Below are 20,455 nucleotides of genomic sequence, written 5' to 3'. Positions count from 1 at the left end.
GTCGTCAGGTGAGTTGAGCGAGGATATCGTCGACGACACTTGGGACAGTACCCGTCGTGTCGATATTGATGCCGATGGGAAGATGTTCCCGGGTATGATGGTAGCGGAGCACCAGCGCCCGCTCGGCCGGCTCGAAGCCGGGCTCATTTGGCCGCCCATCCAATCGTCGGTTCAAGGTCTCAACGTCTATGTCGAGCACGAAAACCTTATCGAAAAGCTCCAGGAATTTGTGGAAATTGCGCGAGCCGCCACAGAAGAAAGTGGCAGGCTGGGTGGTGTCGGCAGCAATAGCGCGGACCTTGTCGACACGCCAGATCCAGTGGGCGTATCCCCAAACGATGCGGTCCGCGCCTTCAGGTGGTCCTGCGAGTGCCCGGCCCGTCTCGGGGTCGCCGACATAGGACAGGACCCGGTCACCATGGACGACATGGTAGCCTCGCCGCTCCAGTTCGGTAGCGACAGACGTTTTCCCAGTGCCGGAACCGCCTTCGATCAGATAGTTCTTGATTCCCATAGGCGCCGCTTATCATGGACTTCGATCTGGTGAAAAGACACTCTACCTGGGAACGCTTCGCCAAAGAAATGACGGCCCCTCTCACCGCTCACGTACGCTTTCCAAGCGGCGAATCCTTGGCCGCGGGGGGATTTTGAGGATGCGCTGGAACTAGCGGAGCATACCGAGATTTGACATTGTGCGGCCTGCATCCAGCGCCGTACTTCTCGGCGCGAATGTTCTCGGCCTGAACAATTCGACCGAGCTGCTTTGCGCCCCTAGCCGGCCACAGAGGGGATCTTTGCCTTCGCCCGGAAGCCGGCGGTGCCCCCCGGAATTCATAGTCGCGCCGCAACCGGCCATTCCCGCAAGTTCTGTGTGCGTCACGCCCGGCTCGCTCGAACGCTCAGCCATCGATCATGGGGTTTTCCGACGCACAGACGTATCTCGCTGACGATCCAGCCGGCGTCTGTGAGTGCGGACCGCAGGGCAGACTCGCGCCAGTACGTCTCGACGTAGCGCCGGGGCGCTGCAGCACTGCCATGTGTGGACACATCCTCGCCTTCGCCCTCTCTTACCGAGGCGTGCAATCGGCCACCGGTCCGGGTCACCTCGGCAAGCCGTCCGAGCACCGTGCCGAAATCCTCGCGCGCGACATGAATCAGGCAGGCACAGGCCCAGATCCCTTCGTACGGCGTGCCGGGACGCTGCGGGTCGGCCAAGTCTTCGGTCAGCGGGTCCAACAGGTCGGCCTCGAAGCCATTTTCGCGAAGCAGTTCGACGAAACCCTTTGCAATGTCGGTGCGCCGGACGCTAATCCCCCGCTTCTCAAGCGCAAGTGCATCTCGCCCGCCACCGCTTCCGATCTCCAGCACCCTGCCCGAGCCGCCCAGCCCGGTCACGAACGCATCGATCTCTGTCGCGACCCATTCGGGCATCGCCGCGGCCTCCGCAGCGTACTCCGCCGCGACCGCATCATAGGACCGCACGGTATCCAGGTCGGTGCCCATCCTGGCATTCCTCCTTCAAGACAAGAGGCCTGATAAGCGAGAGGCCCGTCAGTCCGTTGCGCCCTTCACACTTCGGCAGTTGGTGACATCGCGGGCGATTTGCTTCCGAGCTTTAGCAGAGATGCGGTCAGAAATCACCGACCGAGCCAATGCTGCCGGGCGGCAATGCGCCCTCATTTCTGTCGTTCGCGGCCTTGGCGAATACCGAAAGCAACCTTTCTGCTTTGGTCGGTGCTACGACCGAAATTGAGCCCCTTCCTTGCTGATAGAGGCACTCGGGCCCGTTCTTGAAAGCTGCCGGTCAATTCATCGCGCTAGAACGACTATCCTGGGTGTTAAGAAGGTGATGTGCGGCGATCGAGCTAACGGCGTTACGGCTCACCTACTGCGGCTGCTCTCCAGTATAGCGATCGAGGTCACATAAGTTTCGCGGATAGGAACTCTATGAAGCGCTGGGTCTTAGCCGGAATAAGTCGCGTTTCGGTGACGGCATAGATGCTGACCGCCGATCCCTGCCAGTCGGACAGAATGCGTCGGAGGCGGCCTGAGACCAAGTCTTCGGCGACGATCTTCTCGGGAAGCAGAGCGATACCTTGATGGTTGACCGCGAGAGTACGGCTCATCCCGACGCTGTTGAGTGTGAACCGACCGTGAACGGCGGTCTCCACCTCGACCTTGCTCACCCCTTGATGCAAGGTCCAGGTCGAAACCCTCGGCATGCAGATGCATTCGTGCTCCGCCAGGTCCGCCGGTGTGGCGGGCTCGCCTGACGCTTCGATATAGCCAGGGGACGCATAGAGGTAGCGCGAATGCCTCCCGATCAGGCGGGCGATCAGACCGGAATCTTCCAGTTTGCCGATGCGGATCGCTACATCGAACGGCTCCGTTACTAGATCGACGCGGCGCGGGGTTAAGTCGAACTCGAACGTGATGCCGGGGTAGTGCCCCGCGAAATCGGCGATGATTGGAGTGAGGTAAAGAGTGGCCAGATCGACCGGCAACGAAACGCGGAGGACGCCGCTCGGCTGCTCCAGCATGGCCCCGAGCTGTTCGTGCGCGAGCCGGGCCTCGTCGACGATCCGCTTGCTTCGTGCATAGTATAGCTGACCAGCCTCGGTGAGCTCGATCTTGCGCGTCGTGCGATGCAGGAGCCTCAGACCGATTGCCTTCTCCAACTCACTGATACGGCGTGACAGCGTGGAGTTGGGAATGCCCGCAGCCTCCGCCGCCTTACGGAAACTTTTGGCTCTCGCTACCTCGACGAACAGCGCCATGTCATTCAGATGGTTCATCCCATTGCCCCATTAATGAAATAATGATTTCCGCTTCAGCGGATTTATCCCGAAAACTGAACGGTGGATAGTGGTCCCAATAAATGGAGAACCCAATTGAATCCAATATTCACACCAGTCCATGTCAGCCGCTATTCGCTTCCCAACCGCCTAGTCATGGCACCCATGACCCGCAGCCGTGCCGCCTTCGACGGAACGCCCGGCGAACTGGCTACCGACTATTATGCCCAGCGCGCCAGCCTTGGCCTGATCGTCACCGAAGGCACCCAGCCTTCCGATGACGGGCAGGGCTACCTGATGACCCCGGGCATTTACACGCCTGCACACATCGCCGGCTGGCGGAAGATCACATCAGTTGTCCACGACAAGGGCGGCAAAATCTTCATCCAGCTTATGCATGCTGGTCGTATGAACCACCCTGACAACACGCCGCATCATCGCCAGGGCGTCGCACCGTCCGCGATCGCGCCAGGGACGGGCATGTTCACAATGACAGGCATGAAGGACATCCCCACGCCCCGAGCGCTGACGACCGAAGAGGTGCGCCAGACCGTCGCCGATTTCCGCAATGCGGCGCGTTCTGCGATCGAGGCGGGTGCCGACGGCATCGAGATCCACGGCGCGAACGCATATCTCGTTCAGCAGTTTTTCGCACCGAGCGCCAACACGCGCACAGACGAATATGGCGGCTCAGTCGAGAACCGTGCCCGCTTTGCCATCGAGGTAGCTTCAGCGATTGCTCAGGAAATCGGTGCGGACCGCACCGCAATCCGCCTCTCCCCCGGTACGACGATATGGGGTATCGACGAAGGCGCAGAAGGGCCGGCTCTCTACCGCTACCTCGTTGGAGAACTCGACAAGCTCGGGCTTGCCTACCTGCACATCATGCACCTGGGCAACGAGACACTGGTCGCTGACATCCGCCAGCTCTGGCACCAATCATTCGTCCTCAACCGTCCAGGTCGTCCGAGTCACCACATCGGCACCGACCTGGCGTCAGGGCTGGCCGATCTGGAAGCCTATGGTCAGATGGTGCTGGCCAATCCTGACTTCCTCGAGCGATTGAAGACGAATGCGGCAATGAACGTGGCAGATCCGACGACTTATTATGGCGGCGGAGCAGAGGGCTACACGGATTACCCTACGCTCATGCCCTCGGCCAATGCGAATTCTTGACAGGAGGCTCGATATGACCCAATCACAGCACCCATCGACCTTTGCAATTAGTGAAGCGTCGGGCGGCGCAGACGCTGCAGCGAGATTGAAAGTCCTGGTCGTTGGCGCGACAGGGTTCCTCGGTGCAAAGATCCTGCGCAACCTCGCCCTTGACGAAACCGCGGCCGTCCTCGCCATGTCGCGTAAGGGCGCTCCCTCAGGCGGGGTCGCCGGCGTCGAATGGGTATGCGGCGACATGATGGACCCGGCGTCGCTGGATCGCGCCTTGCAGGGCGTCGACGTCGTCGTCAGCTCGGCAAACAGCTACATGAAGGGTAGCCTCGAAACTGACTTCCAGGGCAACAAGAACCTCATCGAGGCAGCGGCACGGGCAAAGGTCAACAGATTTGTCTTTCTCAGCATCGTGAGCTGTGAGGCGGCTTCGGCAGTGCCTCACTTCCACGCCAAGAAGGTGGCTGAGGATCTGATCAAGAAATCGGGCGTGCCTTATGTCTTTATCCGCGCGCCCTCGTTTCTCGACCAGAGCACGGACTATATCGCAAAAGCCGTGAAAGCTGGCAAATTCCAGGGCATCGGCGACAAGACCACCAGGTGGTCCTATGTTCTGACGGATGACCTTGCCTCCTACCTTGCGAAGGCGGCAACATATCAAGGTACCGAAATCGCCAACCAAACGATCGATGTCGGCTGGAGTGACGGTCCGAAGAACCAGCAGGAGCTGGCCGACATTATCTCCGACGTCATCAAGAAGCGGCTGAAGATCCAGATCATCCCATGGTGGATCGTTCGGGTGGCGGCGCGCCCGGTCAAACTGTTTTCCGAGCTCGGGTACGATCTGATCCAAATGTTCCTGTTCTTCAGGACCGGGCTCTACGTCTCGAACATCTCCAAGCATGAGCGCTTCTTCGGACCCGCTCCGACATCCCACGACGTGATCACGCAGTGGGCACGAGATCAGCAGTTCATTCCGTAAGACCTAGGGATGACATTTCAACAATGGCGAGACGATGCGCCAGTATACGAGAAAATGGCATGTGGTAGCGGAGTCGCTCCACGCCGCCGTCTCACCAAAAGGAGATGAGTATGACCCATTCTGCAGCCCCCGAGAGGGACAATAGTACTGAACCACTGGCCAAAGGTCGGGCTCTGCGGCTGCACGCCTATGGCGGCGCTGACAGCTTGAAAGTTGATACGGTTCATGCTCCCGGGCCGGGGCCGGATCAGGTCCTGGTCCAGGTCAAAGCCGCTGGCATCAACGGAATGGATTGGAAAGTCCGCGAAGGCTATCTGCGTGAAAGGTTCAATTTAGTATTGCCCGCCACTCTTGGCATCGAAATGTCGGGCGTCGTGCTCAAGGTCGGATCGAACGTCAAAGACGTGAGTGTGGGAGAAAGGGTCATGGCTGCGCTCGGTGGCCTCGGCGCCTATGCCGACCATTTGATTATAAACGCCGAAAACCTCATAAAGACACCTCCAAACCTGCCAGACATTGACGCAGCAGCGCTGCCGGTGGCGGCGATGACGGCATGGCAAGTCCTCCAGGTCCCTGAATTCGAGCTTCAAGGAAAACGGGTGCTCATCCACGGCGCAGCCGGTGGGGTAGGCAGCTTTGCTGTTCAATTCGCCAAGGCGGCAGGAGCGACCGTCTATGCCACAGCCTCGACAAAGAGCGTGACCCATGTCCAGGCCCTCGGTGCTGATGAGGTGATCGATTACCAAAAGCAGAAGTTCGAGCTTGTTGCGAACAACATCGATTTCGTTGTCGATCTCGTCGGCGGTCCCGTCGTGGACAAGTCGTGGGCTATCCTATCGGACAATGGTATCCTGGTGAGTATCGCTGCAACCGACGTGGTTGCGCGGTCACCGGAAGGCCGTCGGGGCGTTTGGTTCTCGGTCAAGCCTGACACGGCTCGATTGGCCAGCATCGCCCAACAAGTCGCCGACGGCTTCCTACGATCGGTGATCGCCGAAGTCGTTGCCTTCGAGGACCTGATCGAGGCCATCGAGCGCAACCGTACCGGTCACGCGCCCGGAAAAACTGTTGCAGACTTCACGCGCTGATTATTCGGCTGAAAGCTGTCGGCCACGCCCCTTTCCTCCCATAAACGGCCATTGACCAATGGCCTGCGATGTGCGCCTCTCAATGCTTGCACAAGGAAAATCCCATGCTCAAGTTTCTGCTCGCCCTCTCGATGGGTGTTTTTTGCGTATCGCCGCTTCAGGCCGGCGACATCACTCCCGTCACCAAGAGCTGCGAGCCGGGGGCAAAACAAGCGCAATGCCAGCGATGGGTCACGGATATCAAGAAAGCCGTCGAGCTGGCCTATAAAGGCGACCACGGGGCGCAGGTCACCGTTGCCTTCTGCCTGTCCACCGGTTGCCATGGTGCTGTCGCCATCGACAAGGTCGCCTCCTGCAGCTGGCATCTGGTCATCGCCAATTCCGGTTCGACGACCGTGCTCGACAGTTCAAACACCAGGAACACCTGCCGGCCGATGACGGCGGCCCAGAAGGACGAAGCCCGGGCGCTGGCGAGCGATCTCGTCCAGAAGATCTACAAGCGGCCCCTGGTCAAGACCGACCAGATGTAATCTGCCCGGGGCCCGGCTCGCGGCGCAACGCCTGCGTGAAAATAAATCTCATTGCTCTCCCGGTTTTCGCCGCTATTCTCCAGCCAAAGAAAATCGGGAGGACCATGATGATCCTGCACTGCGTATTCCTGCGGCTGAAGACGGCGATGACGGCCGACGACAAACAATCGCTGTTCGACGCGATCGTCGCCCTGAAACAGGTCATTCCCGGCATATTGGATATCAAATACGGGCCGAACGTTTCGCCCGAGGGGCTGCATGGCGGCTTCGTCGACGGTTTTGCCGTGACCTTCGAAAGCGCCGAAGCCCGCGACGCTTATCTCATCCACCCCGAACATGTGGCTGTGGGCGAGCGCATCGTCTCCTCGACGGACGGAGGCCTTGCCGGCATCCTGGTCTTCGACCTCAATCAGTGAAGACTGCGGGGTCAAACCCCGCAGTGCCTCAACTGATCAGCTCGATTTCGCCATGGCGGCGGCGAGCTGGTCGACATTGTATTTGAACATCTTTTCATAGGTCGGCGCCGGTCCCTTGGCGTCGGAGAGCGATTCGACATAGAGCTCGCCGCCGGGCTCGGCGCCGGTTGCCTTGGCGACCTGCTTGACCAGGCGCGGATCGTTGGAATTCTCGAAGAAATAGGCCTTCACGCGCTCGCTCTTGATCTGCTCGATCAGCTTGGCGACGTCGGCGGCCGAGGCCTCGCTTTCCGTGGACAGACCGAGCGGGGCAAGGAAGCTGACATTGTATTCGCGGCCGAAGTAACCGAAGGCATCGTGGCTGGTCAGAACCTTGCGGCGGTCGGCGGCGACCTTGTCGAATTTCGCATGGGCGTAGGCGTTCAATCCATCCAGCGTCTTGGTGTAGTTCTCGGCATTGGCCTTGAAGGCGCTCGCATCGGCCGGATCGGCCGCCGACAGCACCTTTTCGATATTGGCGACCCAGATCTTGACGTTGACCGGGCTGTTCCAGACATGCGGATCGGTGATCTCCGCGCCGTCCTCTTCCATGGTGCGGGTGGCAATGCCTTCGGAGACGGTGACCGGCTTGCCCTTGTAGCCCGAGGCGGTGATCAGCCGGTCCATCCAGCCTTCCAGCCCCTCGCCGCTGACGAAGGTCACCTGAGCCGCGTTCAAATTCTTCGCATCGGCCGGCGACGGCTCGAATTCATGGGGGTCGCCGTTCGGCCCGACGAGGCTCGTCACCTTTACATGCTCGCCGCCGACCTGTTTGACGACGTCGGCAAGCACCGTGAAGGACGCCACAACCTTCAGTGTTTCGGCGGAGGCGGGCATGGCCGACAGCGCCATCAAAACGGGGATTGCTGCGGAGAGAAGCAGTCTTTTCGGGTTCATCGAAGTCTCCTTGGGATCAGCCCTTCAAATGCGGGCGGGGAAAGAAGCGCCGGGCCAGGCCGGAGGGCGCGAAAAAAATCGAAAAGCCGTAGAGGATCGCCGCCGTCATGATGATCGTCGGGCCGGAGGCGAGTTCGAGATGGTAGGAGGCGATCAGGCCGAGATAGCCGGATGCGGCGGCACTTCCGGCCGCAATCGCCATCATCACCGCCAGGCTGCGCGACCAGAGCTGGGCGATGGCTGCCGGCAGCATCATCAGGCCGACCGCCATCAGCGTGCCGAGCGCCTGGAAGCTGGCGACGAGGTTCAGCACCACGAGCAGCAGGAAGAGCACATGATAGACCGGCCCGCGCCCGCCGACGGCGCGCAGGAATCCCGGATCGAAGCATTCGGCCACCAGCGGCCGGTAGATGAAGGCGAGGATGATGAGGGTCAGCGAGGTGATCGCGCCGATCAGATAAAGGGCCGACGCATCGATCGCCAGGATGGTGCCGAAGAGCACATGCAGGAGATCGATATTCGAGCCGCGCAACGAGACGATCAGCACGCCGAGCGCCAGCGACGCGAGATAGAAGCTGGCAAAGCTCGCATCCTCCTGCAGCACGGTCATCCGACTGACGGCGCCGGACAGCAGCGCCACCGACAGGCCGGCGATCAGGCCGCCGAGGCCCATCGCCGTCAGCGACAAGGAGCCGGCAACGAGGTAACCGATCGCCGCTCCCGGCAGCACGGCATGGCTCATCGCGTCGCCCATCAGGCTCATGCGCCGCAGCATCAGGAAGACGCCGATCGGGCCGGAGCCGAGCCCGAGGCAGAGGCAGGCGACGAGGGCGCGGCGCATGAAGCCGAAATCGGCAAAGGGCGCGAGGAAGAGATCGTAAGCCGTCATGCCGCCGGCGCCTGTTCGGGATCGCAGGCAGCGGCATCCTCATCCCAGCGCTCGGCCATGGCGCGCGCCTTCAACAGATTGGCCGATGACATGACCTCAGTGGTCGGACCCCAGCCGACCAGCTCGCGGGCGAGCAGCAGGGTTTGCGGGAAATGCGTGCGGACGAGTTCGAAATCGTGCAACACGGCGATCACCGTGCGGCCCTCGCCATGCCAGCGGGTGACGATATCGACGAGGTCCCTGGTGGTGCGGGCATCGATTGCGGTAAACGGCTCGTCGAGCAGGATGATGCCGGCATCCTGCAGCAGCAGCCGGGCAAAGAGCACGCGCTGGAACTGGCCGGCCGAGAGCGACCCGACATGGCGCCGGCCGAAACCTTCGAGGCCAACGGCGGCGAGCGCCTCGCCTGCCCTTTTCATCTCGCCGGGCGCGATGCGGCCAAAGGCTCCCACCTTCTTCCAAGCGCCGAGCATGACGGTGTCGATCACCGAGATCGGAAAGCGCCGGTCGATCTCGGCCGCCTGCGGGAGATAACCGAATTCCGCCCGCCCCAACCGATGCTCGACCCTGCCCTCGGCCGGGCGAAGCTCACCCATGATCGCCTTCAGCAACGTCGACTTGCCCGCCCCGTTCGGCCCGGCGATCGCCGTCAGGCTGCCGGAGGCGAAGGCGCCGGAGACGTGGTGGACGGCGGGGTGTCTGTTGTAGGCGACGGTCAGATTCTCCAGACGGATCAGCGGCGTCATGGCAGCAGAACCGCCCAGTGGATCGCCAGCCAGAGCACGGCAAGGACCAGCGTGATGCCGATGACCCTAGAAAATGCCGACTGTCCCAGCAGGCTGATGGAGGGGCGGTCGGGGCTCGGGGGCATGGCGCATCCTACAATGTAATAACATTACGGTTATGTTATAACAATTGCGGCAGGATTTAGGCGGGGCCTGGAGGAGAATGATTTTAGGCCGGTCGATCGCAAGCGCCATACGCGACCGACGAAGTCTTTAGGTCAGATGAAGTATGGTTGACTTTCTCACGCCCGACCAGCGATCTGAGGTCATGTCGCGCATCAGAGGGGAGGACACTTCTCCTGAACGCGCGGTGCGCTTAGGGCGCATATAAAAGCATTGGCGCAGGCACAGCGTGCACTTACCGTCAACTGAGTTGCTGGGTGACGCATTGCGCCCTTCGGCCCGCTTGCGACCTGATTTGAACGTTACCTGCGAAAAATTGTTTGACCCCGACTTGATGGCGCATATTTCGTAGGAATTGGCGTAAAACATAAGACTAGCGCGGTTATGTGCTGCTTCTTGAACCGCGCTGTGAGCTGTTCAACGAAGTGAAAAGCACGACCCAGGAGGGTGTGAAAAGTTGACCAGATCGCCCCCTGACGTTTGCGATGCTTTGGGTTTTTGCTTCGTGCTCGATCGACACGGGTGGAGCGATCTTCTCATCTCTTGCAATGGCGGAATAGTGACGTGCCGCATCAGTGATGTGTTCTCCGATGCCGCATCAGAGCTTCTGAAACTGTGCCGTGGCGTCTTAGCCAACGAGGCCGTGTCTATTACGCTCTATGATGAACCCGGCGGCCATGCCCTGTCAGTAATCCCGGACGCTCAGCAACAACATACGATGCTACTTATGATCCAAGAACTCCCCTTGTGTCATGGAGTCTATGAATTCACTGGCGATGAGAAAACGATCCTTTCAATCCGAGTTAAGCGCAAACAATTGCTCGGGCTGCTTATAGCGGAGCTTTGGAAAGTTGATCGCTTCTTGCTTGAACCTTCGTTCCAAAAGGGTCGGCAGCAGGGATTTCCGGGAGAGACGCTTCAGGTACTGAACGAGGAATGGGATGCTCATGAAACCCTTGGACCCTCATTCCTCAAATGACGAACTGCACCTGCGCCCATAACATTTCCGTTCGTGAAACTCACGATGAAGGCAACATCCCAGATGCCGCCCACACAAATAAAAAGGGCGACCGAACGGCCGCCCCTTCATCCATCAGGAACGAGCGCTTACAGCTGTTCCAGCATCGCGGCAGCGCCGGAGACGGTTGCCTGGCCGGGGCTTTCCTCGACGTTGAGGGCTTTCACCACGCCGTCCTCGACCAGCATCGAATAACGCTTGGAGCGGAGGCCGAGGCCGCCGGCGGAGAGGTCGGCGTCGAGGCCGACGGCCTTGGTGAAGCCGGCATCCCAATCGGCGAGGAAATGGATCTTGCCCATACCGCCTGACGATTGCGCCCAGGCGCCCATCACGTGCCAGTCATTGACGGCAACGACGGCGATATCGTCGACGCCCTTGCCGAGGATGGTGTCGCGGTTTTCGAGATAACCCGGCAGGTGGTTCAGCGAGCAGGTGGGCGTGAAGGCGCCCGGCACGGCAAAAAGCACGACGCGCTTGCCGGCGAAGAGCTGATCGGTGGTGATTTCGACCGGACCGTCGGCCGTCTTTTCCTTGAAGGTGGCGGCAGGAAGCTTGTCGCCGATCGCGATGGTCATGGTCTTCTCCTTGGGTTTCGGTTTTGGGGGTTGTGGCTTTGGGGTTCTGCCTTGGCGGCGGCCGCCGCGGGGGTCCTGCGGCGACTATAAGACCCGGTCATTCAAAGGCAAGACCAGTCATTCAAAGGCAAGAGTCGTCTCCATCGCCCTTGCGCCATCGATCACCAGCACGCCCCAGCGCTTGCCCGATATGTCGTAATCCTTCGGCAGCTTGCCGATGGATACATCGACCTTGAAAGTGGCACCGTCGCGTTTGCCGCCGATCTGCTTGGTGAAGGCATAGCCGCTCGGGCCGGTGACGATGATATCGGGCGCGGCTTTCCCGTCGCTCGGCCCCTCACTCGGCAAAACCAGCGTCAGCGACAGCGTCTTCCTGTCCGGCGACATCGCATGCGCGGTCACGTCGAAATCCGCCGATGGCGGCTTCGGCAGGCTCGCATCGGCGGCCTGGAGGATCGCCTCCTCCTGCGGACGCGACTGCATGGCCGGGCCGAGCTTCAGCTGAAAATTCGCCTGGAAGGGAATGCAGATATCCTTGCAGATGCCGATGAAGGCACTGGCATCGATCTCGACCGGGCCTTTACCGGCCGCACTCAGCGAAAGCGGCAGCGTCACCGGCGCATCATAGGCAATATCCTCGACCGCGCCGTTGAAAAAATGTTTCGGAACGGGATAGGCGATGGCATCGAGCGTGACGCCGCTTTCCGCCGCGATGGTGAGCTGGGGCGGAATGCCGTTGCCGCCGGGCTCTTTCCAATAGGTGATCCAGCCGGGTTTCGGCTCGATCTGAAGCGCTGCGCGGATTTTGCCGCCGGCATCGGGCGCAAGCGCCACCAGGCGCATGCGGCCGCCTTCGTTCTCCGCCCAGCCGCTCATTTCCGCATGAACCGAAGAAAACGGCACAAGTGCTGCGACCGCCGAAACGACCGCAATCAAAAAACCGCGCGGGACTGAGGAAATAATCATCATGGAACAAAGGTTTACCGAAAGCGGTGTTTGACCGCCAGAAGTCGCGGCGATTTAAATCTTCATTTTCAGTTGATTGATGTGTGACATTGGCCCATGTTTCTCTTGTCGAGGCCTTGGTGCGGTCTGGCAGCAGGAGGAACGATGTCCTTATCGACGCTGAAGAACAGACGGGAACGTGGCTTCTTCGATGGCCAGTTCCTCATCGCCATGCCCGGCATGGAAGACCGCAATTTTGCGCGCACCGTGATTTACATCTGCGCGCATTCGGATGCCGGCGCCATGGGCTTCGTCATCAACCGTCCTCAGAGCCTCACCTTCACCGATGTGCTGCAGCATCTCGACATGATCAAGCAGGAAGATTCGATCGTGCTGCCGAAGCGCGCCCGCGACTTCCCGATCCAGACCGGCGGCCCGGTGGAGAGCGGCCGCGGCTTTGTGCTGCATTCGGACGATTATGCCAGCGACTCCTCGATCCCCGTCAGCGACGATATCTGCCTGACGGCGACGCTCGACATCGTGCGCGCCATCTCCAAGGGCAACGGGCCGACGCGGGCGACGATGCTGCTCGGCTATTCCTCCTGGGCAGCCGGCCAGCTGGAAAGCGAAGTCGTCAACAATGGCTGGCTCACCTGCCCGGCCAATGAGGAACTGATCTTCGACCGCAGTCTCGACGACAAATACGAGCGGGCGCTCGCCGGCATGGGCGTGACCGCCGCCATGCTTTCGGCTGAAGCCGGGCATGCCTGAAAAGCACTTGGCCTGAAAAGCAGTTGGCCTGAGAAGCAGTTGGCCTGAGAAGCAGCAGGCTCGAGAAACAGCCCGCCTGAGAAAATAGCTGGTTCGCGCCAGTGGGAACGAATAGCCGCAAGTGACGTTTCATTTCGGCAAGCATGGGCAAGAGGCCCATGCCGACCAAGGAGACATCACATATGGGTAGCACCAGCGACAAGATTTCCGGTAAGGCAAACGAAATTGCCGGCAAGACCAAGCAGGCCGTCGGCAAGGCCACGGACGATCGCGAAATGCAGGCCAAGGGCGCCGTCCAGGAAGCCAAGGGCAAGGGCCAGGTCGCAACCGGCAAGGTCAAGGACAAGCTCAAGGGCGCCGTCGACCGGCTCTGAGCCAGACGCTCATCCTTTATCACCATGCCTGCTGCGCCCTCGCGCGGCAGGCATTTTTAATCCCCTACGCCAATGCTTTGCAGAGATAGACACGATGAAGCTTTTTGCCTGCGACAATTGCGATCAGGTCGTCCACTTCGACAATCGTCACTGCGTGCGCTGCAATCATCGCCTCGGCTTTCTGCCCGGCGATCTCGCCATGCATGCGCTGGAGCCGCGCGACGAGATCCTCTGGCAGCTCGTTTCCGATCCCGAGCGTGAGGTCCGCTTCTGCGCCAATGCCGGCCTCGACATCTGCAACTGGCTGGTGGACGGCGATGGGAACAGCGAATTCTGCGTGGCCTGCCGCCATAACCGGCTGGTGCCGAACACCGACAGCCAGGACGGCATCGACCGCTGGCGGCGCATCAGCCAGGCGCAGCGCCATCTGTTTTATTCGCTCTTGCGCTGGAGGCTGCCGCATCCCGATCGGGCGCAAGACCCGCAGGGCGGCCTGGTCTTCGATTTCCTCGAGGATTCGATCGAGAGCAACGGCTATGTCGTGCCGGCTATGACCGGCCACGAGGAAGGCCTGATCACCATCCGCGCCGCAGAGGCCGACGATGCGACGCGCGAACAGGCGCGCAGCTCGATGAACGAACCCTATCGTACCCTGCTCGGCCATTTCCGCCATGAGGCCGGCCATTTCATCTGGAACAAGCTGGTGCGCGATCGGGGCGGCCTTGCCGATTTCCGCGCCGTCTTCGGCGACGAGCGGCAGGATTATGCCGCGGCCCTGCAGAGCCATTATGCCGGCGGCGCCCCCCTGGGATGGCAGGACAATTTCATCAGCGCCTATGCGGCGTCGCACCCTTGGGAAGATTTCGCCGAATGCTTCGCCCATTACCTCCATATCGTCGATACGCTGGAAACGGCCCGCGCCTTCGGCATCGCAATCGATCCGCGCGGCCATGAGGAAATATCAGGCGAGGTGGATTTCATCCCCTACCGGGCCAGAAGCGCCGAACAGCTGGTCAGCGCCTGGGTGCCGCTCAGCCTGGCGATCAACGCCATCCAGCGCAGCATGGGCCAGCCGGACTCCTACCCCTTCGTGCTGTCTTCGCCTGTCGTGGCCAAGCTTGAATATCTGCACCGGCTGATCCAGGGTGCGGGGACGGCGCAACAGGTTGTTTGAGGAGTTGGAAGGCCGTCGCATCGCTGCCGTGAGGTGCCGCGATATCCTCGCCGTCAGGTAAGTGTCCGCCCGATGGAACCCGATCTGCTATCCCGCCGACCGAGAGTTTGGCTGAAACAGGCCCCCACCCTCCGTCATCCTCGGCTCAAGGCCGAGGATGACGGAGGGTGGGGTGGGCGGAAGGCAATTCACGCCAGCGGACTTTTCCGGCCGCATGCGTGAGGCTACACCCTAAAACGAAACCGCCTTGCCCTTCTTGAACGGCTCCATGCCGCGGCGGGCGAGTTCGTCGGCGCGTTCGTTTTCGGGGTGGCCGGCGTGGCCCTTGACCCAGTGCAGCGTCACCTTGTGGCGGCTGCGGGCTTCCTCAAGCGCCTGCCAGAGCTCGGCATTCTTCACCGGCTTCTTGTCTGCGGTCTTCCAGCCGTTTTTCTTCCAGCCGAAAATCCACTTGGAGATGCCGTCCTTGACATAGGCGCTGTCGGTATAGAGATCGACCTCGCAAGGCGTCTTCAAGGCCGATAGCGCCGAAATTGCCGCCAGCAGCTCCATGCGGTTGTTGGTCGTATCCGCCTCGCCGCCGCAAAGCTCCTTTTCGACGTCGCCATAGCGCAGCACCGCACCCCAGCCGCCGGGGCCGGGATTGCCGGAGCATGCGCCGTCGGTGAAGATATCGACGTGTTTCATAGGCTCAATCCGTATTCGGCCGGCGAGCTGATCTGGCGGTGGAAGCGCAGCTTGCGGAGATATTCGAGCGGGTCCTTCTTGGTGACCATGGCGCCCTCCGGCGTCGTCAGCCAGTCATAGAGCCGGGTCAGGAAGAAGCGCAGCGCCGAGCCGCGCGACAGCACCGGCAAGGCAGCTATCTCGGCCTCGCTCAGCGGCCGGACGCTCTGGTAGCCCGCAAGCATCGCCGTGCCCTTGGTGATGTTATAGGCGCCATCCTTCTCGAAGCACCAGGCATTCAGGCAGATCGAGACGTCATAGGCGAGCAGGTCGTTGCAGGCGAAATAGAAATCGATCAGGCCGGAGAGCTCATCGCCGAGGAAGAAGACGTTATCGGGAAAGAGGTCGGCATGGATGACGCCGGCCGGCAGGCTCTGCGGCCAGTGTGCGGAGAGAAAGTCGAGTTCGCTGCGGATCTCAGTCTGCAGGCCGGGCTCGACCTCGTCGGCGCGCGCCTCGGATTTCTCCCAGAGCCCCCGCCAGCCGTCGATCGACAGCGCATTCGCCCGCTTCAGCTCGAAACCATCGCCCGCCACATGCATTTCGGCCAGCGCCCGGCCGACCTCGCGGCAGTGCTTGGCCTCCGGTTTTCTCAGCCACATGCCTTCGAGGAAGGAGATCAGCGCAGCCGGACGGCCGGACAGCGAGCCGAGCAGCGAGCCGTCGCGGCGCGGCAGCGGCAGCGGGCAGGACAGACCGCGGGCGGAGAGATGCTGCATCAGGCCGAGGAAGAAAGGCAGGTCGGTCTTTTCCACGCGCTTTTCATAGAGCGTCAGGATCAGCGGGTCCTCGGAAGTGTGAAGCAGGAAGTTGGAGTTTTCGACGCCTTCGGCGATGCCCTTGTAGGACAGCAGCGTGCCTGCGTCATATTCCGTCAGGAACCATTTCAGATCGTCTTCGGCGATATCGGTATAGACTGCCAAGTGAGGTCTCGTCTTTGCATTGTTGATATTGGATTGCCCGACCGACTGGCCGGGCTGCGACAAGGCTCGATCTAGCCGTTGACGAAGGCCATGTCGGCCGTCGTCAGCTCGATGTTGCGCAGTTCGCGGTTGACGAGGAAATGTTCATTTTCCTGCACCGTCTCGGCAAGTTCGACACGGGCGTCGAAGCGGGCGCGGAAGGCCTCGATGATCTCGTTGACGATGACCTCCGGGGCGGAGGCGCCGGCGGAAAGGCCGAGCGTCGAGATCGCGCCGATCTCATCCCAGTCGAGCTCGGCGGCGCGCTGCACGAGGATCGATTTCTTCGCCCCTGCCCTCAGCGCCACTTCGACGAGGCGTTTGGAATTGGACGAATTCGGAGCGCCGACGATGATGAAGAGATCGCAGCCGGGGGCCGCCTGCTTCACCACTTCCTGGCGGTTGGTCGTCGCATAACAGATCGAGTCCGCCGCCGGCGCCGTCAGGTTCGGGAAGCGCTCGTGCAGGCGGGTGATGACGCCGGCCGTATCGTCGACCGACAGCGTCGTCTGGGTGACATAGCCGAGATTGTCGGGATCGGCAGGCGTATAGGCGTCGGCATCCTCGATCGTCTCGATCAGCGACACCGAGCCCTCCGGCAGTTGCCCCATCGTGCCGATCACCTCGGGATGGCCGGCATGGCCGATCAGGACGACATGGCGGCCGAGGCGATTGTGGCGCATCGCCTGCTTGTGGACCTTGGAGACCAGCGGGCAGGTGGCGTCGAGATAGAAGAGGTTGCGGCTTGTCGCATCCTCGGGCACGGATTTCGGCACGCCATGGGCGGAGAAGACCACCGGCTGGGCGCGATCTTCGGCCGGGATTTCGTCCAGTTCCTCGACGAAGACGGCGCCCTTGGCCTCCAGCCCTTCGACCACATAACGATTGTGGACGATCTCGTGACGCACATAGACCGGCGCGCCATAGGATTTCAGCGCCAGCACGACGATCTGGATGGCGCGGTCGACGCCGGCGCAGAAGCCGCGCGGGCCGCAGAGCCTGATCGTCAAAGGAGGTTTCGCCGCAATATTCATGTCTGTCCCGTCAAGAATTCCGTCCCGCATGGGAATAAGGGACCTCTAGCCCAATATGGCCAGGAATTGAAGCGATACTATTGCGGGGGTGCCTTGCTCCCCCTGCGGAACCAGGAAATCGCCACCACGACGACGAGCACGGCGGCGAGCCCGTACCAGGTGAAGGCATATTGCAGGTGGTCGTTCGGCAGGTCGACCTGGGTGACGCCGCCGATCGGCAGGCCGGCCGGATTGGGGGTGGAATCGGCATCGACGAAAAAGGGAATGACGCGGGCCTTGTCCAGCCCGACGCTCTCCGCCATGACGTCGAGATCCTTCCAGTAGAAGATGTTCTTGGCGACGTCGTTGTCGGGCACCACCCAGGACGGTTTGCCGGGAAGCTTTTGGCGCGCCAGGCCGGTGACGGTCTGCTGGTCCGTCAGCTGGCCCTGCATGCGCATCTCCGGCTCCTTGTTCTCGAAGGGAACGAAGCCGCGATTGACGAAGAGCGCGCGCCCGTCGGCAAGCTCCAGCGGGGTATAGATGTAATAGCCGGTCTGGCCGCGCCAGGTGGCGAAGAAGTGCCGCTCCTTGTTGTTGATATAGCGGCCGGTGGCGGTGACCTTGCGGTATTCGATATCGCCACTTGCAGCCGCCATCGCCTCGATATCGGCCAGCGGCACGGGTGCTGCGACCTGCCGTTCGGCGATATCGGCAAGCAGGCCCTCCTTCCAGTGGAGGCGTTCCACCTGCCAGGTGCCGAGCGAAATCAGGATGGCAAGCGCGATCAGCACCAGGATGCCGGTTGCCACAGGCAGCCGGCGGCGCGGGGCGGCATGGTCGATATCAATCACTCAGGCGTCCTTCGCGGGCATTATGACGGTATTGCATGGCGATCAGGATGCCCTTGAACCAGCGCAGCGTCAGCAGCGACAGGATGATCGTCAGCGGGCCGAAGAGCATGATATGCACCCAGATCGGCGGCCCGTAATTCACCTGCAGCCACAGCACCATGCCGATGATGATGAAGCCGACGATGAGGATGACGAAGACGGCCGGGCCGTCACCGGAATCGGCGAAGGAATAATCGAGGCCGCAGGCGGCGCAGCGCGGCTTCAGGCCCAACAGGCCATCGAACAGCTTGCCCTCGCCGCAGCGCGGGCAGCAGCCCTTGATGCCGGTTTTTACCGGATCGACGGGGGGAAAATGGGCGCTGTCCTCGTTCATGCCATTCCTTTGCGTAACCTTGCGGCCGCGGCTTTTTCGACGCTGCCTTAACTCTCCCATAAATTATTCGCAGGACGAAGGGAAATGCCTGCGCTTTTTCGCCTCAGCGATTCGCGCCAAACAGAAGAAGACTGATGACTAACGATAGCCACTCCGCACAGATCATCATCCTAAACGGTGCGCCGCGAAGCGGAAAATCCAGCATTGCGCGCGCAGTCCAGGAACATTTCGAGGGGCCGTGGATCAACCTCGGCGTCGACGGCTACAATGCCATGACGCCGAAGCGCTATCTGCCCGGCATCGGCCTCAGGCCGGGCGGCGAACGGCCGGATCTTGAGGAACTGGTGCCGTTCCTCTATGCCGCCCTTTACGAGTCGATCGCCATCCATGCCGGGTTCGGCCTCAATGTCATCGCCGATCTCGGCCACCATGACAGCTATACCAAGCCGCTCGGCATTCTTGCCGATTGCGCCCGGCGACTGGAGGATTTTCCCGTGCTGTTCGTCGGCGTGCGCTGTCCGATCGAGACGATCATGCAGCGGCGCGAAACTGCCCAGGAAGGGCGCGAGACGCTTTATCTCAGGGCCACGGGGGAAGTGCCCATTCCAGAACCAGTGCAACGCTGGCAGGACGAGGTGCATCGGCCCGGCATCTACGATATGGAGGTCGATACGTCAGTGCTGACACCGCTCGAATGCGCCGAGGCGATCCGCCATCAGCTGGATCTCGGCATTCCCGAACCTTCGGCCTTCGAACGGATCGCCGGTATGCGCTGAGGCGATGGTGAGCGGGCGGGCGCCGATGGCAGCCCCTCATCCGCCTGCCGGCACCTTCTCCCCGTAAACGGGGCGAAGGGACCATGCCGCACCGACCTCCCTCAATCTCAACCCTGCGTTTGGCACGTCCCCTCGCCCCGTAAACGGGGCGAGGGTTAGGGTGAGGGGCAGCCACCCGCGCGAACCGAACAGCCGCGGCACGGGGCCAAGCAAAAACGAAGTCCACCAAAAAAAAGGCGGGCACCAGGCCCGCCTTTTCTCAAATATCGTTCCGATCAGCCGGCGACCGGTGCGCCCCAGCCGCCCCAGACGTAGATGCAGAAGAACAGGAACAGCCAGACGACGTCAACGAAATGCCAGTACCAGGCGGCTGCCTCGAAGCCGAAATGCTGCTTCGGAGTGAAGTCGCCGCGCAGCGCGCGGATCAGGCAGACAGCCAAGAAGATCGTGCCGACCAGAACGTGGAAACCGTGGAAGCCGGTCGCCATGAAGAAGGTCGCGCCGTAGATCGAATTCTTAAAGTCGAAGGGCGCGTGGGCATATTCGTAAGCCTGGACGCTGGAGAAGAAGATACCGAGCAGCACCGTCAGCGTCAGGCCCTGGACCAAGCCCTTGCGGTCGTTGTGCAGCAGCGCATGGTGCGCCCAGGTGACCGTCGTGCCCGAGAGCAGCAGAATGACGGTGTTGTAGATCGGCAGGTGCCAGGGATCGAGGACCTCGATGCCCTTCGGCGGCCAGACGCCACCGGTATAAAGCAGGCGCGAGGCCTGGATCGCTTCGTTCGGATAGAGGCTGGCGTCGAAATAGGCCCAGAACCAGGCAACGAAGAACATCACTTCCGAAGCGATGAACATGATCATGCCGTAGCGCAGATGCAGCGAGACGACGCGGGTGTGGGCGCCCTCATGGGCTTCCTTCACCGTATCGGCCCACCAGCCGTACATGACGTAGAGAACCAGCGCGAAGCCGATATAGAAGAGCCAGGGATTGGCGAGTTCTGCGCCGGCGACCTTGAACGAACCGCCGTTCAGGTAGCGCATGTAGCAGACGCCGCCGATCGCCATGATGAAGGCGCCGAGCGAGGCGAGAATCGGCCACGGGCTCGGATCGATGATGTGATAGTCGTGATTCTTCTGATGAGCATCGGCCATGTAGCTATCCCCGGATGTCTTCCTTCACTCCG

Annotated in this window: 25 protein-coding genes; 10 read left to right on the top strand and 15 right to left on the bottom strand. The window is 61.3% G+C overall.

What is annotated here, in order from left to right; all coding sequences use genetic code 11:
* Window positions 1-4 precede the first annotated feature (4 nt).
* The 3 genes from FHT79_RS24105 to FHT79_RS24095 form a co-directional block, all read right to left on the bottom strand.
* Window positions 5-514, bottom strand: coding sequence for a nucleoside kinase (locus FHT79_RS24105; RefSeq protein ID WP_097630568.1), 510 nt, complete (start codon window positions 512-514; stop codon window positions 5-7).
* Between the two features lie 362 nt (window positions 515-876).
* Entirely contained in the window at window positions 877-1,503 is a 627-nt protein-coding gene (locus FHT79_RS24100) for a class I SAM-dependent methyltransferase (protein WP_183904272.1), read from the bottom strand.
* Between the two features lie 416 nt (window positions 1,504-1,919).
* On the bottom strand, window positions 1,920-2,795 hold the full coding sequence (locus FHT79_RS24095) for a LysR family transcriptional regulator (protein WP_183904271.1): 876 nt from the start codon (window positions 2,793-2,795) through the stop codon (window positions 1,920-1,922).
* 96 nt (window positions 2,796-2,891) lie between these two features.
* Here FHT79_RS24095 and FHT79_RS24090 point away from each other — a divergent pair, with 96 nt between their 5' ends.
* The 5 genes from FHT79_RS24090 to FHT79_RS24070 all read left to right on the top strand — a co-directional run bounded on the left by FHT79_RS24090 (window position 2,892) and on the right by FHT79_RS24070 (window position 6,978).
* Entirely contained in the window at window positions 2,892-3,971 is a 1,080-nt protein-coding gene (locus tag FHT79_RS24090) for an alkene reductase (protein ID WP_183904270.1), read from the top strand.
* A 13-nt stretch (window positions 3,972-3,984) separates the two neighbouring features.
* On the top strand, window positions 3,985-4,944 hold the full coding sequence (locus tag FHT79_RS24085; RefSeq protein WP_097595237.1) for an SDR family oxidoreductase: 960 nt from the start codon (window positions 3,985-3,987) through the stop codon (window positions 4,942-4,944).
* 110 nt (window positions 4,945-5,054) lie between these two features.
* The gene (locus FHT79_RS24080) at window positions 5,055-6,032 is read left to right on the top strand and encodes an NADP-dependent oxidoreductase (protein WP_097595238.1); all 978 of its coding nucleotides are present in this window, start codon (window positions 5,055-5,057) and stop codon (window positions 6,030-6,032) included.
* 104 nt (window positions 6,033-6,136) lie between these two features.
* Window positions 6,137-6,562 (top strand): hypothetical protein, encoded by a 426-nt coding sequence (locus tag FHT79_RS24075; protein WP_246714045.1) that lies wholly within the window; start codon window positions 6,137-6,139, stop codon window positions 6,560-6,562.
* A 107-nt stretch (window positions 6,563-6,669) separates the two neighbouring features.
* On the top strand, window positions 6,670-6,978 hold the full coding sequence (locus tag FHT79_RS24070) for a Dabb family protein (protein ID WP_028755746.1): 309 nt from the start codon (window positions 6,670-6,672) through the stop codon (window positions 6,976-6,978).
* Between the two features lie 36 nt (window positions 6,979-7,014).
* On the opposite strand, the gene FHT79_RS24065 is transcribed toward FHT79_RS24070, so the two are convergent.
* Genes FHT79_RS24065 through FHT79_RS32430 form a run of 4 tightly spaced genes read right to left on the bottom strand, consistent with a single transcriptional unit; the run spans window position 7,015 to window position 9,674 of the window.
* Window positions 7,015-7,914 carry a zinc ABC transporter substrate-binding protein gene (locus FHT79_RS24065; RefSeq protein ID WP_183904268.1) on the bottom strand — a complete coding sequence of 300 codons (900 nt, stop codon included), beginning with the start codon at window positions 7,912-7,914 and terminating at the stop codon, window positions 7,015-7,017.
* A 16-nt stretch (window positions 7,915-7,930) separates the two neighbouring features.
* On the bottom strand, window positions 7,931-8,803 hold the full coding sequence (locus tag FHT79_RS24060; protein WP_097595241.1) for a metal ABC transporter permease: 873 nt from the start codon (window positions 8,801-8,803) through the stop codon (window positions 7,931-7,933).
* Entirely contained in the window at window positions 8,800-9,549 is a 750-nt protein-coding gene (locus FHT79_RS24055; protein ID WP_029867854.1) for a metal ABC transporter ATP-binding protein, read from the bottom strand. Before FHT79_RS24055 ends, FHT79_RS24060 begins: the two co-directional genes overlap by 4 nt.
* Complete coding sequence (locus FHT79_RS32430; RefSeq protein ID WP_280952210.1) at window positions 9,546-9,674, bottom strand: hypothetical protein; 129 nt, start codon at window positions 9,672-9,674, stop codon at window positions 9,546-9,548. Before FHT79_RS32430 ends, FHT79_RS24055 begins: the two co-directional genes overlap by 4 nt.
* Window positions 9,675-10,168: 494 nt before the next feature.
* On the opposite strand from FHT79_RS32430, the gene FHT79_RS24045 reads away from it, so the two are divergent.
* Window positions 10,169-10,690 (top strand): hypothetical protein, encoded by a 522-nt coding sequence (locus FHT79_RS24045; protein WP_097595242.1) that lies wholly within the window; start codon window positions 10,169-10,171, stop codon window positions 10,688-10,690.
* Window positions 10,691-10,818: 128 nt separating this feature from the next.
* On the opposite strand, the gene FHT79_RS24040 is transcribed toward FHT79_RS24045, so the two are convergent.
* Both FHT79_RS24040 and FHT79_RS24035 read right to left on the bottom strand, forming a co-directional pair.
* Window positions 10,819-11,304 carry a peroxiredoxin gene (locus FHT79_RS24040; protein ID WP_011650769.1) on the bottom strand — a complete coding sequence of 162 codons (486 nt, stop codon included), beginning with the start codon at window positions 11,302-11,304 and terminating at the stop codon, window positions 10,819-10,821.
* Window positions 11,305-11,421: 117 nt separating this feature from the next.
* A complete protein-coding gene (locus FHT79_RS24035; protein WP_097595243.1) occupies window positions 11,422-12,273 on the bottom strand; it encodes a protein-disulfide reductase DsbD domain-containing protein in 852 nt (283 codons plus the stop codon).
* A 141-nt stretch (window positions 12,274-12,414) separates the two neighbouring features.
* Here FHT79_RS24035 and FHT79_RS24030 point away from each other — a divergent pair, with 141 nt between their 5' ends.
* From FHT79_RS24030 to FHT79_RS24020, 3 genes are all read left to right on the top strand, one after another.
* Window positions 12,415-13,020 (top strand): YqgE/AlgH family protein, encoded by a 606-nt coding sequence (locus tag FHT79_RS24030; RefSeq protein ID WP_028755755.1) that lies wholly within the window; start codon window positions 12,415-12,417, stop codon window positions 13,018-13,020.
* 182 nt (window positions 13,021-13,202) lie between these two features.
* A complete protein-coding gene (locus tag FHT79_RS24025; protein WP_003546001.1) occupies window positions 13,203-13,394 on the top strand; it encodes a CsbD family protein in 192 nt (63 codons plus the stop codon).
* A 94-nt stretch (window positions 13,395-13,488) separates the two neighbouring features.
* On the top strand, window positions 13,489-14,568 hold the full coding sequence (locus tag FHT79_RS24020; RefSeq protein WP_097595244.1) for a putative zinc-binding metallopeptidase: 1,080 nt from the start codon (window positions 13,489-13,491) through the stop codon (window positions 14,566-14,568).
* Between the two features lie 231 nt (window positions 14,569-14,799).
* On the opposite strand, the gene rnhA is transcribed toward FHT79_RS24020, so the two are convergent.
* From rnhA to FHT79_RS23995, 5 genes are all read right to left on the bottom strand, one after another.
* Window positions 14,800-15,255 carry a ribonuclease HI gene (gene rnhA, locus FHT79_RS24015; protein WP_028755757.1) on the bottom strand — a complete coding sequence of 152 codons (456 nt, stop codon included), beginning with the start codon at window positions 15,253-15,255 and terminating at the stop codon, window positions 14,800-14,802.
* Window positions 15,252-16,217, bottom strand: a complete 966-nt coding sequence (locus FHT79_RS24010) for a homoserine kinase (protein WP_183904267.1) — start codon at window positions 16,215-16,217, stop codon at window positions 15,252-15,254. Before FHT79_RS24010 ends, rnhA begins: the two co-directional genes overlap by 4 nt.
* Window positions 16,218-16,288: 71 nt before the next feature.
* A complete protein-coding gene (gene ispH, locus FHT79_RS24005; RefSeq protein WP_183904266.1) occupies window positions 16,289-17,290 on the bottom strand; it encodes a 4-hydroxy-3-methylbut-2-enyl diphosphate reductase in 1,002 nt (333 codons plus the stop codon).
* A 77-nt stretch (window positions 17,291-17,367) separates the two neighbouring features.
* Window positions 17,368-18,123, bottom strand: coding sequence for an SURF1 family protein (locus FHT79_RS24000; RefSeq protein WP_097595246.1), 756 nt, complete (start codon window positions 18,121-18,123; stop codon window positions 17,368-17,370).
* Entirely contained in the window at window positions 18,116-18,496 is a 381-nt protein-coding gene (locus FHT79_RS23995; RefSeq protein WP_097595247.1) for a DUF983 domain-containing protein, read from the bottom strand. The genes FHT79_RS24000 and FHT79_RS23995 overlap by 8 nt, the downstream gene beginning before the upstream one ends.
* Window positions 18,497-18,630: 134 nt before the next feature.
* Here FHT79_RS23995 and FHT79_RS23990 point away from each other — a divergent pair, with 134 nt between their 5' ends.
* Window positions 18,631-19,272, top strand: coding sequence for a chloramphenicol phosphotransferase (locus FHT79_RS23990; RefSeq protein ID WP_097595248.1), 642 nt, complete (start codon window positions 18,631-18,633; stop codon window positions 19,270-19,272).
* Window positions 19,273-19,547: 275 nt separating this feature from the next.
* On the opposite strand, the gene FHT79_RS23985 is transcribed toward FHT79_RS23990, so the two are convergent.
* Window positions 19,548-20,423, bottom strand: coding sequence for a cytochrome c oxidase subunit 3 (locus tag FHT79_RS23985; RefSeq protein WP_097595249.1), 876 nt, complete (start codon window positions 20,421-20,423; stop codon window positions 19,548-19,550).
* Window positions 20,424-20,455: the final 32 nt, after the last annotated feature.

It is taken from the genome of Rhizobium sp. BK212 (assembly GCF_014197475.1).
GTDB classification, from domain to species: Bacteria; Pseudomonadota; Alphaproteobacteria; order Rhizobiales; family Rhizobiaceae; genus Rhizobium; species Rhizobium anhuiense.
This window is presented reverse-complemented; position numbering and strand designations above follow the sequence as displayed.